17 protein-coding genes are annotated in these 16,924 nt (G+C 33.0%); all 17 read right to left on the reverse strand.

Translation table 11 applies throughout. From position 1 onward, the window contains the following. Positions 1-11 precede the first annotated feature (11 nt). The 17 genes from HMPREF2961_RS00360 to HMPREF2961_RS00430 all read right to left on the reverse strand — a co-directional run bounded on the left by HMPREF2961_RS00360 (position 12) and on the right by HMPREF2961_RS00430 (position 16,923). Positions 12-1,148 (reverse strand): bifunctional lytic transglycosylase/C40 family peptidase, encoded by a 1,137-nt coding sequence (locus tag HMPREF2961_RS00360; RefSeq protein WP_002362771.1) that lies wholly within the window; start codon positions 1,146-1,148, stop codon positions 12-14. Positions 1,149-1,169: 21 nt separating this feature from the next. Next, the gene (locus HMPREF2961_RS15530; protein ID WP_256277945.1) at positions 1,170-2,213 is read right to left on the reverse strand and encodes a hypothetical protein; all 1,044 of its coding nucleotides are present in this window, start codon (positions 2,211-2,213) and stop codon (positions 1,170-1,172) included. 11 nt (positions 2,214-2,224) lie between these two features. Further along, positions 2,225-3,124 (reverse strand): hypothetical protein, encoded by a 900-nt coding sequence (locus HMPREF2961_RS15535; RefSeq protein WP_256277946.1) that lies wholly within the window; start codon positions 3,122-3,124, stop codon positions 2,225-2,227. Between the two features lie 15 nt (positions 3,125-3,139). Then, complete coding sequence (locus tag HMPREF2961_RS00370; protein ID WP_070703654.1) at positions 3,140-3,607, reverse strand: hypothetical protein; 468 nt, start codon at positions 3,605-3,607, stop codon at positions 3,140-3,142. A 16-nt stretch (positions 3,608-3,623) separates the two neighbouring features. After that, the gene (locus tag HMPREF2961_RS00375; protein WP_070703656.1) at positions 3,624-4,241 is read right to left on the reverse strand and encodes a hypothetical protein; all 618 of its coding nucleotides are present in this window, start codon (positions 4,239-4,241) and stop codon (positions 3,624-3,626) included. Continuing rightward, entirely contained in the window at positions 4,238-4,549 is a 312-nt protein-coding gene (locus tag HMPREF2961_RS00380; protein ID WP_083314183.1) for a DUF5592 family protein, read from the reverse strand. The genes HMPREF2961_RS00375 and HMPREF2961_RS00380 overlap by 4 nt, the downstream gene beginning before the upstream one ends. Before the next feature lie 47 nt (positions 4,550-4,596). Beyond that, complete coding sequence (locus HMPREF2961_RS00385; protein ID WP_070703660.1) at positions 4,597-7,266, reverse strand: pLS20_p028 family conjugation system transmembrane protein; 2,670 nt, start codon at positions 7,264-7,266, stop codon at positions 4,597-4,599. A gap of 17 nt (positions 7,267-7,283) precedes the next feature. Beyond that, positions 7,284-10,142 (reverse strand): VirD4-like conjugal transfer protein, CD1115 family, encoded by a 2,859-nt coding sequence (locus HMPREF2961_RS00390; protein WP_070703662.1) that lies wholly within the window; start codon positions 10,140-10,142, stop codon positions 7,284-7,286. Between the two features lie 11 nt (positions 10,143-10,153). Further along, positions 10,154-10,867: a hypothetical protein gene (locus HMPREF2961_RS00395; protein WP_070703664.1), complete on the reverse strand. Its 714-nt coding sequence runs from the start codon at positions 10,865-10,867 to the stop codon at positions 10,154-10,156. Positions 10,868-10,879: 12 nt separating this feature from the next. Continuing rightward, positions 10,880-12,658: a hypothetical protein gene (locus HMPREF2961_RS00400; protein ID WP_256277947.1), complete on the reverse strand. Its 1,779-nt coding sequence runs from the start codon at positions 12,656-12,658 to the stop codon at positions 10,880-10,882. Positions 12,659-12,814: 156 nt separating this feature from the next. After that, the gene (locus tag HMPREF2961_RS00405) at positions 12,815-13,090 is read right to left on the reverse strand and encodes a TrbC/VirB2 family protein (RefSeq protein ID WP_002362758.1); all 276 of its coding nucleotides are present in this window, start codon (positions 13,088-13,090) and stop codon (positions 12,815-12,817) included. Between the two features lie 18 nt (positions 13,091-13,108). Continuing rightward, a complete protein-coding gene (locus tag HMPREF2961_RS00410; protein ID WP_002362756.1) occupies positions 13,109-13,330 on the reverse strand; it encodes a hypothetical protein in 222 nt (73 codons plus the stop codon). Between the two features lie 11 nt (positions 13,331-13,341). Beyond that, positions 13,342-13,488 (reverse strand): hypothetical protein, encoded by a 147-nt coding sequence (locus tag HMPREF2961_RS15255; protein ID WP_002362754.1) that lies wholly within the window; start codon positions 13,486-13,488, stop codon positions 13,342-13,344. Positions 13,489-13,501: 13 nt separating this feature from the next. After that, positions 13,502-13,864: a hypothetical protein gene (locus HMPREF2961_RS00415; protein ID WP_070703668.1), complete on the reverse strand. Its 363-nt coding sequence runs from the start codon at positions 13,862-13,864 to the stop codon at positions 13,502-13,504. A 17-nt stretch (positions 13,865-13,881) separates the two neighbouring features. Then, positions 13,882-14,631 carry a hypothetical protein gene (locus tag HMPREF2961_RS00420; protein WP_256277948.1) on the reverse strand — a complete coding sequence of 250 codons (750 nt, stop codon included), beginning with the start codon at positions 14,629-14,631 and terminating at the stop codon, positions 13,882-13,884. 47 nt (positions 14,632-14,678) lie between these two features. Next, positions 14,679-15,509 (reverse strand): hypothetical protein, encoded by an 831-nt coding sequence (locus HMPREF2961_RS00425; RefSeq protein WP_070703670.1) that lies wholly within the window; start codon positions 15,507-15,509, stop codon positions 14,679-14,681. A gap of 1 nt (position 15,510) precedes the next feature. Beyond that, on the reverse strand, positions 15,511-16,923 hold the full coding sequence (locus HMPREF2961_RS00430; protein ID WP_070703672.1) for a CpaF/VirB11 family protein: 1,413 nt from the start codon (positions 16,921-16,923) through the stop codon (positions 15,511-15,513). Between the last annotated feature and the right edge of the window lies 1 nt (position 16,924).

Genomic DNA, 16,924 nt, shown 5'->3' on the forward strand with positions numbered 1-16,924 from the left:
TTTTCTTCCCCCTATTTTTTAACTCTACGAATCTCTGGACTGTGTGATTGCCAGTATGAATCTTGCCAATTGTGATAACCAATTCCGCTTGAATTACTATCATACATAGTTGTTTCATTAACATAGATACCTACGTGAGAAATGAAATCGGGCGCTCCGTATGTTCCTCTGAAAAAAATCAGATCACCTGCTTTTGCTTCTTTAATTGATACTGCTTCAGTTGCTTCATACTGTGTTACTGTATAACTTTCTATCGTAATTCCGGCGCTAAATTGATAAAGATATGCTGTCAATCCGCTACAATCAAAACCTGTTGTTGGATTTTTACCGCCCCAAACATACGGCCAACCTTGATATTTTTCCATTTCTGTTTTCATTTTCCCCCAAAATTCTGAAGGGTTGGCCGGATTACCACTACCACCACCAATATACTGTTTAACTAACTCTGCATAGTAAAAATTCCCACCATTTAAATACAAATATGTTTTTCCATATTTGATTGATACTTCATTTACATATGAATAAGTCTGTCCTGTGGTATTTCCTAAACTTGGAGCAACAACATTTTTAGAATAGGCTTCAGCCGTTTCGATAGTATGTGGTTTCTTGTTTTTCCCTAAGTAATGCATGTAAGCTATACCGTAATTGTAGGCTTGGACTATTCCATCATAGTTACTTTCCATGCCATAACTTTTGGCAATGTTATATACATTACCCAAATGTTTAAGCCCTTGATCGATACTTTCTTCATATTGAAGTGTGTTTACAGGCAATCCTGCTGATTCACTACTTTGCATTAAATCTGGTAAATTACCTCCAGATTCACATTGCATAATTGCTAAAGCGTAAGGTACCAATTCTTTAATCCCATATTTTTCAGCATATTTTTCTACCATTTTTTGCCATTTTTTAACTTCAGGTGACAACGGTTTGTTGCCACCAATGACTTCTACACCTCCTGTATTAGTTGCAGTTTGTGTTCCTTGTAATGTAACCAGAGAACCTATAACTAAAAGAACAACCAATGTTATTAACCCTATAACTACCCCTATTTTTATTTTTAAAGCAAGACCTATTTTCTTTGATACTTGCTTCATCCCTTGACGAGCGAGTGTTGAAGCAACATTATTATTTTTGTTCTGCTCCATTAAATTCACCTCCGATCTCTATTATTGACCACCATCGAATCGTTCAATTTGCTCTGGATATGGATCAAAATTAATCATATAGGTGTCTTCACTGGAAGTTTGAACTACAGCTTGTCCTACTTCTAATTCTGGTAAAAGCATGATTTCTGTATCAGTAATTGTATTTCCTAAAACTTTTTTAATGTCTTCCAACAATGCAGAGTCCAAATTAAAGAAGCATTTAAAAGTACATAGATTAAAAATGTTTCTAATCACATCTGCTACTTCTGATCCGGAATCTTTTGGAATAATTTCTTCAGGAGTTTGAGTTGCAAAGTAAACTCCCGCACGCATTTTCCGCATTTCTCGCTCAAAACTTAGTACATATTCGCATGCATACTTGTTATTTGAATTAATAACGTTGTGACACTCATCGATTAAAACCATAAAATCTTGTGCATACTTATAATAATCACTACCATACTTTTTAAAGTTTTCTTTTTGAATCTTTCCGTTTTGCAATGCACTATTCCAAATAGTCGTTAACGCTGTGAATAATTGACAATGGAACACTGGGGCACTCATTTTACTAATAGAATCAATGTTATAGTAAACAATTTTTGTTGTATCAAAATTTGGCATCGTTGTCACTCCGTTGAAAATTTGAGGATAAGTTGTACACATATCCGTGACAATAAGCTTAATTAATTCAATAGAACGAACACGTTCAGGAGTAGCATTTTTAATTTTGAATTGTTGATTTTCAATAAATTTAAGAAATTCTCCATAGATTGGATATGAATCATTAGACAAGCTACAGATATTTGTATTTAATTGATTTCGTTCGTTATCGTCTCTCGCTTCTCTCCATTCTTGTGGCAAAATCCCATAATGAATATAAAAGTCTTGTAACATCAAAGTATATTCACGTACAGTTGCCGTATCAATTTCCGGTTCTAAAAAGCGAATTTGATTACTACACTTAGTAATATGATTTTGAAAACTCTTCGATTCATCTACGACATCATTTCCAAATTGATCTTTTTTCATGACTGTTGCGTAAATTTGTAATGGATTTACTACCATATCTCCACCACCTAAATCGACGTATACCCCCCTGCTTTCTTCACCATGCCTTCAAATTCGCCTGACTTATCAAATCCTCGGATAAAACAATTCTTCGCTTGTAGCCCTTCCTGTAGCTGTTTAATTAAAGTTGATTTACCAAAACCCATTTTTCCTAAAATAAAGCCGTTAAACGATCGTCTTTGCTTCGTAGAATAAAATGGATCAAATATAAAAGCACCACCAGTTGAAGTAGTTCCTAAGTAAAAACCACGTGGATCTTTTAAACTCTTATGGTGAAATGGAATACCGCCACCAATATTTTTTGCTGGAACAGTTAACCCTTTTTTGGAAAATAGTTTTGATTCTTGTTCCATACCATCTTGAAATAATGACATCCATTCATCCTTCATTCTGAATTGCGGAACAATTGCCTTGTGATTGACACTAGCCAAGTCTTTACGAATCTCACTAATTCTTTTCTCTAATTCTTCTAAAGAGTCACTATAAACAAAAATACGAGCATGAACGGTTTTGACCACTTCACCACGTTTCGTAATTTCTTGTGCAAAATCTTCTAAATTGTATTTATCTAGTAAAGCATCTGTTTTGTCAGTTGTTCTATTCTCGTTTGCTGATCGGTAATCTAATTCTCCAATAGACGTGTTGATTTTGTGCAATAAGTCTTCTTTATCCGCCGTACATACATCAAAAGTTGCAATAGTGTTTGGAATTGCCATTATATCTGTTAACCATCGACTGTTTACATCTTCTGCAAACTCAATAACAGCAATCGAAGTTACATATCCATCACCAGTAGAAATATAGCGCTCATCAAATTTAATTCCACCGCTCGGTTGATACTTTTCTACTAGTCTTAAGTCATACCCTTCATTTACTAGATTTCTTGCTAATTTTTTACTTACAATCATGTTCAATTCTCCTTTTTAAATAGAATGTAAAAAAGCGTTCTTTTCACTAAAGAACGCTGACTTGCTGTTACTATTTTCTTCTGTAATCCAAACAAACAGAACTTCCTTATATTTATTTGCTAGATTGGAAAAGCTTTGATAAAATCCTTTTATTTCTGTTACAGGAATTGTTTCATCAAAAACAACTAAATTAAAATCAGGATAAATATTTAAAATGTCATCTACTACTTTTAGATCATTGTTAGTTAAATATTTTTTTTCTATCGTTCGTATGCCTTTATAGTGATTCTTTTCATCAGTTATTACTAATGCTCTTGATCTAGGCCTTGAATTATCAATACTATCCATCACTCTTTCTGTTTTTCCACTTCCATTTTTCCCACGTACATTAATTAAATTAGATTCTTTCCATTCAAAGATTAAATCAGTAGCATTTTTACCTTTAATTACTTTACAAAATCCTTTTCTACAGTGCTTTAACATAATAATAAGCACCACCTTATAAAGAAGTATTAGGATTCATCAATTTAGTTATCACATTGATTAAATCACCTTCAGTAATTCTTTGTAAATCTAACTCTCTACCACCGGCCTGTTTCATGACATCAGCATGATTTTTCACTTCTTTTTGTGTTTTTCCATAAACACAAATAACGAACATCAACTCTGGTAAAGTTGATACTAGATCAACTCTTTCATAATTATCGTAAGCTAGTTTTAGATTCCACTTTAGATACGTTTCTAAATTGGGGTCATTATTACTCAACAAACTTCTCTTTGCCTCCTGTATTCTATGTTTCCAATAAATCGCTTGATTTACTGTTTCAGTAGGATAAGTTAATGAATATATTTTATATGGCTCTAAATATACTCGATTTAAATAAGTGAGTTTATTTACCATACGCATAAATCCATCTTCTGAAATAGAAGTTAAGTCAGTTGTTTTAACTTTAAAAAAAGCTTGGTACTTATTGTCATTAGTCACTAACGTTCCGTCTTTCAATATTTTTTTATATGGTAAAAGTTCACATATATCTTTATCTTTTGGAATAACTAGTTCTAAGAACTTATCAAAAACATCACTTAATTTATTTTCATTACTTTCAGCAACAATCATAATTCAATTTTCCCCCTACTATTTCTTTTAAACTCTACTTCATGGTACCTGTTTCTATCCATCTTAAAGAGATAATACAGCATTAAAATATTTCGCTCTTTAGGGTGATTAGGCGTTCTAACGCACATCCAAACACCCATTACAAATGCTAATAAGTACAGTGCAAATTTCATCATTGGTGAAATTGGCATTAATTTTGCAAAGTAAACACTTGCCATTACGCTTCCGGCTACTATTCCTAAATCGACTAAATAGAAGAAAAATAGCTTTATCTCTTGTTTTATATTTTTGGGATTTCTATACATCATTTTCACCTCATAAAAAGCCGGCACAATCACTCATGCCGGCTTTTAATTTAATTTAAATTATCGAAAAGTGGATTAGGATCATTAAGTGTATCTCTGAATAACTCATTGTCTTCATAAGTGAATCTTCGTCTTGGTTTTGATCCCTTATCATTTTCACGGATTTCACTATCAATAATCACTGTTTCATGATTTGAATCAAATTTTTTCGCTGACTTTCTGTCTTCAACAATATTGATTTTTTGTGTTTTTTCTTTCATTTCTCCACTATCTTTTTGAACGTTCTCCCGAACATCTACTGTTTTGAATCCTTGACTACTTGTAGAATTTTGTACATTTTCTCGGACATCTACTGTTTTTGGTTGACTTGCACTGCTACTTTGCACATTTTCTCGAACATCCACTGATTTAAACCCTTGACTACTTGTAGAATTTTGTAGATTTTCTCGAACATCTACTGTTTTTGGTTGACTTGTGCTGCTACTTTGCACATTCTCTCGAACATCAATTGTCTTAGTGCCTTGAGCATTTGAAGAACTTTGTAAATTCTCTCTTACATCAACATTTCGTCCGACATGACCATTCAGTGAACCTTGAATATTTTCTCGGACATCTACTGATCGGCCACTTTGACTACTTGTAGAATTTTGTGAATTTTCTTTGACTAATTTTTCTAATCCTGTATTTGAATTTTTAGCTTCTTGGATTCTTTCTTTGGTCAACGCTTCTTTTTCGTCCATATTAACGCCTGTACGTCCTTCTACACGTTTCCTTAACATTTCCTCACGATTCATTGCTTCAGGCGTGTATTTCGCTTCCTGTCGCTTCTGATTAATTAATTCTTCAGCAGACTTAGCTTGACCGTGCATAGCATTTTTGCGTTCTTCAATATCTTGTTGAACTTTTTGCTGAATTGCACTTGTAGGATTATTATTCGATTCAGCATTATTTTTCATTGCTTCACGCATACGTTCAGAACTAGACATAATTCTATCAGCATTTTCAACCTTAGCACCATCTTTTCTATCCGAAAGACGTGTTGGCATGGAATCAGCATATTTTCCAGTTTCATCTTCTTTATTTTTAGCCAACATAGATTTGCTATTTTTATTAATAGCGGACACGGTACCATCATCTAAACCTTCTTTGAACTTGTTCTTGGTATCGTTAGCCATATCACGCATACTCTTAAATGGTTTCGTTGCTCTTTCACTAGCCATTGTAGCTCCATCTGAAGCTAAACCTGATAATCCACGTTCATGAGCATATCCCAAAACTCTTCCAGTTTTGCCAGCTTTCTTTGATAAAGTTTCGCCGAAATTCTTTTCTGGTTTTCGATCTTCTCCTTCTCTGCTGTCTGACCCATTTCCGTTTCCGCTTCCTTTGGCACGATTAAATCCATTTGATCCTTTTCTAAACAGCATTGCACCCATTCCAAAAGCAGAAGCAAGTTGCCCATAGCCTTCTTTGAGTCCAATATCAACACCAAAGTATCTCATGACTGTTCCACTACCCTTTATTAAAACAAAAACAGCACATACATAAGCTACAGCTTTAACAAACGGATTAACTGAAGACCCTCCGCCAGTTCCTAAATAGGAAATAAACATTGCAAACATGGATAATCCAAATCCTTGAAAACCAACAGTCAAATAGCACTGTAGAATATCCGACAGAACAACTTTTGAACGCTGACCTGTCTCAATATCCGTTGCAAAAACAAGAACCCCAAGCACACGCTTAAATGCCAGTTCTAAAATAGCAGTGACTATGATAAAAATACTAAAAACATAAGCTACAGCTAACGAAAGTAATCCTAAAGTCAACGCAAAAGTATTTTTAGTAAACCTGTAGTACCCCCCTTTAAAACTATCAGAGAACATCGACATCCAACCATCATCAATCTTAACGGCTTGCATATTTCCTTCGCCGTCTGGTGTCAACCTAGATTGGAGATATTCAGCTTTTTTATTATCATCTTCTAAATCTTTAGCTGTATCAACTGTGATTACTTCGCTGAAATCATAGGAGAAGAAATTCTTTTCTTTTAATGCATTTTTTTGTACGCCGTCTTTACCCAATCGATCATAAGCATCATTTTTATTTATATATACTAAATCAGTTACACCATCCTCGATCAATGACCAGGCAACGCCCCCATCAGCTTTTGTAATTGTAGTCGAGTCCTTATAAAATGTTTTAGCGAATTGAATACCACTAGAAATCATGGTTGGCATTAAAAGGATTAATGCTACAGACATCACTACGTTCATTCCAACCGATTTTAAATCCACTGTTCCTTTTCCAGTAATCATCTTGTAACCAACAAACATCAATGAAAGGATCATTAATCCTACAACCACCGTGTTTAATACAGATTGATAAACAGCACCTAAACTACTACTTTCCACAAAGCTAAACAGACTTAGCGATTGTGGTACAAGGTTTTCTGCTGATTTACAAACAAAATATGCACCTCTAATCAGCCCCCACGATAGACTTTGCATAACAATGCTCCCAAAACCACCTTTAGTAAACTGAAGATAATCTTGATATTTTGTTAAAAAATTCAATACCTCTTTATTGTCTGTAATCCATGGCAATGCAAAAACTTGTTGCGGATAAGACACAAAGAGAATGATTATTAGAGAAACTATGATTGGCCATTTATACTTTAACCATCGTACATTTAATTTTCTCCAATTAATAGATTCAGTCAATATTTCTTCCCTTCTCTCTAAATTGCTTTTACTAGCTTAGTCATAGCATTTTTCAACTTGATAATTTTATTTTTAAGAATTGAATTCTTTGTTTTTAACACTGCTAACTCATAAGCATTAGCTAATTGTTGTTCTAGGATCATAATTTGATCTTTATTCTCTTTAGCATTATGAATAGCTATAGAATCATTGATTAAAGATTGAATGAAGGGCGTATCAAGGACTTGCGAATTAATGGTTTTTATAACCATGTCTGCCGAATTTTCATCAGCCAGCCTTCCATTAATTACTTTTACTAATTCTATTGCTTCCTTTTGACTTTCTTTTAGATAAATATTAATTTTCATTTCTTGTTCTGATAGAACTTGACCTTCCGTATCTTGATTTTTTTCTTCCGTATTTACTAGCTTTAACAGCTCTTCTTCATTAATTGTTTGTTGTGATCCTGATAGATTTCGATAATTATGATAGTCTTCATCACTAATAGGAATATTATTAATAATTGAATACTCCAAACGTGTTTTTAAATCTTTGATAAACTTTGCATATGGAATTTGGTTATCTTGTAAAGATAGATTGATATGTTCACATGCAATATCAATCTCATTAATATCTCTTTGAGTATCAAAATCTTCTGCTAGAAATTGGTATCTATACGGCATATTCGTTTCTTTAGTATTAAAGATAGGAAATGGTCTAATCTTATTTCTTTTTGTATCTTGTCTATGAAGGTTTCTTAAAATAATTTGCTCCCCTTCAATCAATTGACTAGCACGCTCAACTGTAATTACTCGCTCTTGTTCTGCCGAACTAGTTACCGAGCTATCAGTATCTAAATGTTTTGAACTAGCACTCCTATTTATTGTTGTCTTATGACCACATTTTTTGGAAATTTCTTCTATCGTTTCCTCATCGTTCGACATGATTAAAATATGATTCTGACAGTTTTCTTTGATTGTTTTAAAAGCTTTATCATATCTTGTTTCTAGCTGACTATAGGATTGAATCACTAAGTCAAAAAGCATATTTCTCCCTAGACATACCGTCATAATCCCGTCCATATTGTCTATAGCCGGCATATTCCCAAATTCATCTAATAAGAAATGAACGCGCCTAAAACATTTTTTATCCGGTGTTTGCTTACAATTACTTGCTAACTCTGTATAAAGTTGACTGATGAAAATACTCGCAAGTACGTGATTCGACGGATCATAATCTGGAATAACCATGAACACAGCAGTTGGTTGATCCGTATATTTTAATCGTAAAGTGCTGATTTCTAAGTCAGAAAAATTTGCACCTGACTTGAATTTTTTAGTGACTAAAGAAGTATCATGACTATTTGCTTGTTTTTTTGGAAATTCAATACGATACCATGCTCTCGATTTCTCTTCTTCATATCGTATATCCAACATATCTCCATCCTGAAGATATTCATTAAAATTTAAAACACATAGCCCTAAAGCTTTTACTTTCACTCGATACTTCTTAATTAGTCTAATTACATCATTTTCTCTTCTCAAAAATGAAATACTAATCCTCTTTCCAACTAAATTCGTATTGACTTTAAATTGTATGGACTTAGGAAAACCTATCTCTTTCAAATCAATAGACATTTTACTTGTTAACTTTCCGAACAGATCACTTGTAAACATTTCGATACCTTGTGAAGCAGTAGATAAAATCGATCCTTTGGCTTTATCACCAGCAAATGAAGTCGAACCATACTGAATCTTGGCCTGATTCCCTTGTGGTAAAGTATTGAAATATTCATCTAAAGCATTTTTTTCTTTTCCAGTCTTGGGATCAGTGTAAAATAAGCTCCCTAATTCATTCAGCATTTGAGCCACATTGTACATTGTAATTTTTTCAATGCAATCATTGTTAAAACAGTGTTCTACAATTGTTAAAATAATCGCATTGACCGCTGATTTAGCTGATTTGTAGAAAAACTCATTATCTGTACCCATTCCTGAAGCAAAGAGCATTGAAGTTAAAGTATTCGCTCGCTTACTCGCTTCGTGATAGTCCTTGTTAGCCCAACTATCAATTACTAGTTGTAAAGGATTGAAACTCATTGATTCAAGTGGATCATCAATATTTAGCACTAATACACGATAGCCTCGTCTTTCAAGTGTTTCTTTTGAAGCGCTAAACAATTCTCCTTTCGGATCATTAACAACCATATTACTTTGTATCTTTGCTCGACTAAGGTTATCCAATAAAGGAACAACAAATGTTTCCCCTTTACCAGACCTTGAAGCTCCCAAAACAACGGTGTTTACTGTATCTCTATCAATGTAATATTTATCTTGATAGTGACTAATAGGCACACCACCAATACCATCATAAACTTCTGTCTTTTCTGGTATCTCATGGTAATCTCTTTTAATTTCTTTGATGGTTGAAAGTCTTGAATCTCCTTTTTGACCGTAAACAAGATTTTTCTCGCTTTCATGATTTAATTTCCCATATATTAAATAAGCGACTCCTATTACCACAACTACAGCACACATAAAGTATTGTTTCGTATCCCCAAGTGGTCTTAGGTGTGTCAAACTAAATTTGGGATCGAACTCTACTCCAAGTAGACCACTTTCTGACTGGCCGATTGCAACTAACAAAGACTTCAAAAAGTTCAATAAGTACGTTATTGCTAGAAAAACTATTGAACCTAGAAATATACCTATAAATGAAAGGGGAATATTCAATTTATCCTGTAGACTTTTCGGTAAATCTTCTCCCTCAATTTTTCCAGTATGATATTTATTTTTTTTAAAACTACCTGCTTTTTTCAGTTTTACCAAAATTTTATTCGAGTTTTTAACAAATCCATTTTTTCTTTTTTTCACTTCACTATTTTGTACTAGCTTCATCTTGACCCCCACTAATTGATCGGTGGTTCATTAGAATATTCGTCATAATACATATCTTCAAAATTCACATAACCTTTTGACTTCTCTCGATACATTCTTTTATCAACACTTTTAACTTCTTCCTCTTCGATAATTTCAGCTTCAAAAACTTCAATAACTTCCCCTTCATCATTCACTGGATCAGCATCATCTGATAAAATTTCATCTGCTTGATTCGGTTCCACAACTTCCACATCTTCTTTTGTTACCTTAGATTGGGTCTTTCTAAATTCTTCTTTTTCTGGCATACTTACCTCTTCTATATAGATATATGTTTGATTTCTTGTTACTAGTTCATTTTTAGGAATTTTTTGATATTCTTCTTTTTCTAAAGACGATAATTGACCAAAATTTTTCCACCCAGCGTTAAGAAGTACTTGTTCTGTTCCACGAATATTTCCATGAATACTTATCTTCATTCCCTCAACCAAATTGCGATCCAACTTTTCATAGATAAATTTATTCATCAAAGCTTTAGGGTGACTACTTGTAGTCGAAGGTTTCCCATTTCTATCTACAGGACAAGAAATTTGGGCATTAACATTTTCATAATGACCCTTTCCATCTTTTGAGTAGCTAAAAACAGATAAACGTAAGAATAAAACTCTGTATGTTCCCCCATCATAAAATCCAACGTGGTTCACATAACAGTTCCCTAACATAACTTTATTATTAAAAACACTCATATCCGTTCTCCTTTAACGTTTACTAAATAAATTAAGTGCGCCAACTCTGTTTGATCCATTCACCACTTGCTTTGTATCTTGTTCCATAGCTAGTAACTCATTTTTTGAAAGAGCCGTTTCAAGTTTAATTTTAAGCATTTTATTTTCATGATCTAATTCTTCCATACGCTTCAAATTCATTTCAGCTTCTAAACGCTTGATTTCAATACTTTCCTCTTTTAATTCAAGTTCTTTAGTTTGCTTCATACGTTTATGTTCTTGTTCTTCTAAACTATTAAACTCCTTGATTTCAGCTGCCCAAATTGGTGTTTTAGTTTCAATTTCTTCTTGAATTTCTTGAATAAATTTCAGTGCATTCTCCCAAACATTGTCATTTGCCTTAGCGAGTTCAGTAGCCAATTCTGATTTAATTTTTTGCTTACCATCAAATAAATTTTTGTTCATTTCAATTTTCATTTTGTACATTTCTTCATCTATAAATTTATCTTTTGCTTCAAGTAAATCTGCATTGATTGATTCTGCTTTAGAATCAATCAAATTTTGAGTCCGATCTTTCTCTGTAGCAATAAATACCGCTTTATCTGCCTCTTGTCTCGCAATAAAGTTTTTTAAATCTATTTCTTGTTCGATCTCAAACTTTTTGATTTTATCATTTACATTGTTTTCCTGACGTTTTACGAACTCATTTAATTTATCTTCTGCTTCTACTTCCATTTTTGATAACTCTTCTGCCTTGTCTTTCTTCACATCTAAATCGTAAGGCTTCTTCCAAGCAATATCTACCGCAGTTCGTAAACGATCTAATGCTTCTGCTTTAAAAGAAATAATTTGCCGTGAATAATGCTCTCTTAGATTTTCAAATTTTACTTCAGCTAATCTCAACATAGCATGATTACTTCTATATTCATCAATACGAGTATTTGTAAGACCTGTAGAAGGAATCCCTATGAATTTGAATAATGATTCGGGTTTCAACTTTTCGACCATTTGAGAAATTGAAGTTTCGATTTCTTCTCCCAAATCACAGTACTCTTTAAGGGTAACTAACTGCACTGTTTCATGTTTTCTTATTGGTTGTAAGACATTAGGCGCTTGATACTGTGGAGTGTAATTAGGAGCTTGAGAAGGCACATACGGTGGAACTTGCGGATCGTTTACAGCTACCAATCCATTTTGACTACTTGTAGTCAATCCGTCTTTCTTTACATTTTCCACTTCTTCTTCATCTTCAAAGTCAAAGATTTCTTCTATTTCTTCTTCATTTTCAGAAACAGTTTCAATTTCTTCTACTTCTTCTGTTTCTTCAGAAGAAACAACTAATTCTTCAATCTCTTCTTGTTCTTCTAATTCTTCTTCATAAATATCTGTTTCTTCTGGTTCAATCAATTCGTTCATAAGTTTGTTTTTCTTCTTAGCGAATGGTAATACTACTGAAGGAAGCTTCAGATTTAATTTTGACTTTGATTCTTTTGTTGGTTCTGCTACATCTGGTTCATGTTTGTATTGATCGTTAATATCCAAAATCAGTTTATTAGGATCGGAAATCATGCTGTCAGGTGCTTGTAAAATTTGTCCTTCAATATCAGAAAACAGAAGTTTTTCTTGTCCGCCTATCGAAAATGGCGTAATTTCAATTCCATCAAAAGCATACTTTGTTCCTTCTTCTGTGTCTGAACAGATCAAGGTAATGGTTGTCTTGTCTGACCAATTGTGTTGAATCCATCCTACTAGTGCTTCTGCTTGTTTGAGAGTATATTTGTTTTTCTTTTTTAATCCTTTTCCTTTTTTCAACAACTTAGGTTCTACATCTTCAAAATTATATTCGAATCGCTGGTTCATAGTTTAAATCTCCTTAGTTTATAGTTTTTCAAAATAAAAAAGAGCATTAATCACTCAATGCTCTTTCATGCAATACTTGCGAATTTTTTAGTTCTAAGAAGCTTCCCCTTAGAAACCACCAACGGACTTGATCGTTTGTCCGATAGTTGAAGCTCCAAAGATAATTACAGCTCCAATCACGATATACGTTAACCATTTTTTAGCAGTACGACTTGGCCCTTCTCCGAAAAGAAACATCAAACCAGTAACCACAATACAAAAGATAATTACAGATAACGAAATTCCTTGTAGTTTTGAAGTCATATTTGACATAAACTTACTTACATTATCGAAAAAATCCATTCTTGGTAACATTGAAAACTTGCTGATAACTAAATTCTTCATTTTATTTCCCCCTAATTGTTAATCTAAAAGCTGTGATATGTTTTCTTTAACAAAATCGTCATACAATTTTTGTCGTGCTTCTTTAATTGCTTGACGGTCAAAATCTTTAGGTTTAAGTCCTTTCTTTTCAATGATTTTATCGGTCATTTCTGTAAATTTATCTACTTTCTTTTTTCTTGTTTTTTTGTTCTTTTCAATGATTTCTTGATTATCCTTACGATTTTCTTGAATTGTTTCCAAATCTATACCTCCTACATTTTAATCATTTTATTGTCATAAAAATTTTTTATTAACAACTTTATTTCCGGCCAATGCTCTACAAGACCGGCAATAGCTAAGGATAAAATTATCAATCCGCCAATCAAATAAACTATTCTGGAAACATTATTCTCTTGCATTCTATCCTTCCTCTCATCTTATTTGAGAAACACTATTTCCTTTAAACGATAAAGATACATCAGGAAGCGGTAAAATTTGAATTGGAATAGTTGCTTTGATCGTATAATCAATTTCTTCTCCGTAAGATACCTTCTGATTTAGCTTATCGCTTTCAATTGTAAAACGCCCATCATAATTAGTATCCGAATACTTGTCGATAGCTTCAACAGCTTCTGTAGTTAGACCTCCTTTTCGTTCGATTTGATAATTTACTTGTTGCTTAAAAGTATTAATATCTTGTAATCGAACACAAAAGAGTCCTATAGAAACCATTGTCATAATCATAATTAACCCTATAAACCATTTAATGATTTCCATAACGGATTGTTCTTGCATTGACTTTCTCCTTTCCTTTATTGCCCAAAGTTAATATCTTTTAGGTTCATGAAAAGAACTCCTACTGCAAAACCGACAACTAAAATAAATGAAGTCATTGCAATTTTTGTAGGAAAGAAGACAAAACGCCTCGACTTATAGTCAATGATTGAATCGATTCCGGCCATTAATTCTTCAGAAGCTAATCGATCTAGCTCTTCGATCACATCTAAATCTGCCGAACCTTGTCGAATATCATAAACTGTAGACATAAATAATATAGACATATCTGTTCCAGAAGTCTGTTCTGCATATTCCGTAAAAGGTCTAATATCGTTAGGCTGATCTGTCATTTCTTGCATAAGCTTCATTAATAGCTTTTTATCGGTATCATAATCTAGTCTTTTTACGATTTTTGCAAAAACACCATATAAATTTCCCCCATCTCTTTTTTGTTTCAGATATGGGATCAATAGCCGTGTAAATTTGCTAAATTGTAGGTGTCGTTCAAACCGAAATTGATTATAGATACCATTAATTGATTTTGCTTGCCAAACATAAAAACCTACTGAAATAGCAATCCCTCCGGCTAAGTAGTACCATTCTTTCCCTAAAAATAGATACATTAAAAATCCGACCACGATAAAAATCAATGACTTTTTTAACCGTTGCTTTTGCCATTTAATAATAGCAACATTGGAATTGTTCATTTCACGTAATTTTTGATAATACACATCACCTAGCAATTTAATCCAAAAGCTCTTATGTTCTGTTTTCGTAATTTTCAAGGGGCTAACGCTTGATTTTCTTTTCCTTTTTAAAGCCTTAATTTTCATTAATTGCTTACCCCCAAACTCATTATTTCATCATCAAAATAATGTTTAAAAAATGACTTCACGAAGCTAACCATAATCAAAAAGTAAATAGAACCGAATACCCATCCTATAGGTGACCGAGCAAAGCCTTCATAGAAAGTTGAAAACCCAAAAGCAATAGTTATAGCTCCAATAAAGATAGCGACAATAAACATCATTTGCTTCATATCTTGAAGATAACCGTCTTTGATTCTCATAAAACCTTCTGTTTTACGTTTTACATCATTGTGATAACTTTTTATTTGCTTCATAGTATCTGAATTATTTCTACCTTCATAAATAGCTGTTTCTAATTGCTCAAAGTATTGTGTAAAAACAACATCACTATAATATTTATTGTTGATTTCACGAAAAGCTTCAGCAATCTGAAATTTATCAGCGCCTTGCAAACGTGATTCTAAGATTTGAATATCTTCTCTTAATTCACCTTTTGTTCGCTGTTTTGCTATAGCTAACGCTTTAGTAACTGTTTTACTGTCATCAGTCAAAATTTGAGTCATATTGTTAACAAATTTATTTCTTTCCTGTAAACTCTTTAATTCATATGAGCGTTTAATACTTTTAGGCATTATAACTTTAAAACCATATACGCCTCCAATTACCGCACAAATCAAAGCAATCCACCAGTAGTAACATAAAGCGAAAGAAAAAATCCCCATAAACAAACAAGGTAATCCAACATAGTTTAAATAATCCTTATAATCTAGCGGTTTTCCATACGCAACTTGATAAGCGTTTAGCTCCGAAACATCCATGAGGCCTTTTCGCTTTGTCATAGCCTGTACTTTCAACTTAAATCACCTCTTCTTCAGGAAGCGATTCTTCTGCATTGGTTTGTTCTTCAGGAAAATCAAACGTAATAAATTTTTCAGCCATTTTTTCTTTAAATTCTTCGGAAAGACTACCATTTTCAGTGACAAACTTTCCGTTGATAAATTTTTGCTTAAAAACTGTAGTCGGTTCGTCAGCAGAAAATTCAACAATTTCATTCAAATAACGAATCACTTTACCATCAACTACTGTTTTTTTGATATGAACGCCAAAATCGAAATAACGATTTATATCTTCCTCAACTGCATTTTCGTTTATTTTAAAACCACTTGCACACATATTTACAAAACGTCTGGGTATTGCACGTGCATTAATCGCATGAAGTGTTGTCACAACATAATGACCTGACAAAACCGCTTGAAGCATTTCATACGCCTCAGAACCACGTGTTTCTGAAACAATGATCCATCGTGGATTATTTCTAAGAGAAGCTTTTACTAAATCTGAAATTGCTTTTTTTGGAGTGGTGATCCAAGCGAATATATCTTTATCTGGAAACAATTCTTTAGCATGTGTTTCTTGAACATCCTCGATCATAATCATACGATCATGATTATCAATAAAACTTAGCAATAATTTTTGAAGTTCCGTTTTACCTGTGCCTGTCTCCCCTGATATACAGATATTTGCTTTTGTTTTCATCATTTTCTCAAATAGCTCTAAAATATAATCAGGAGCAAAATCTTCAAAGTTTTCTTTATTCAATGCTAATCTAGGCCTTGCCACACGCATAGAAAATGTTGAACCATCTGGTGAATTATCTATGTGTGTAGCTGATATACGAACGTTTTTAAACATTCCATCCATGACAGGATTACCACTATTAAAATCACGATCATTGACAACAGCATATTTAGAAATAACACGTTCAATATATTCTTGCGTAATATTTAGTTTATCACCGTCAAGCAACCATTTATTAGTATTGGTTTCAATACTAAGTTGAGAACCATTCCACCCAACATCTGTAATTTCATCGTTGGTCATAATTCTCTCAATGATTCCTGTTCCAATACATTCACGTACCACATATTCTGCAACTTCCTTATCTTTTTTAAAGAAAGTACCATGTTCTTTTAGAACAACCTGTACGAGATTTTGTCTGATTTCATCATCGGTTAAAGCTTGTAAAACTTCTTGGGAATAGTTTCTTGTTAAATCATCACGAATCATATTCAATTTTGCATTTTCAATTGGTGGTTCATAATTTCCACTATCTTCTTCTAAAAGCTTAGTTAAAAAATCAAGGTTCCCTTCTATCGCTTCAGAGTTTTCTTTAATTCCATTTTTTTTTATAATACTTGCGATATTAATTTTACTTTTAGAAGATTCCTTAATTTTTGGAGAAATTTTCTTTTCTTCTACAACACGCAAA

It is taken from the genome of Enterococcus sp. HMSC076E04, assembly GCF_001814285.1.
In the GTDB taxonomy this organism is placed as follows: Bacteria; Bacillota; Bacilli; order Lactobacillales; family Enterococcaceae; genus Enterococcus_B; species Enterococcus_B lactis.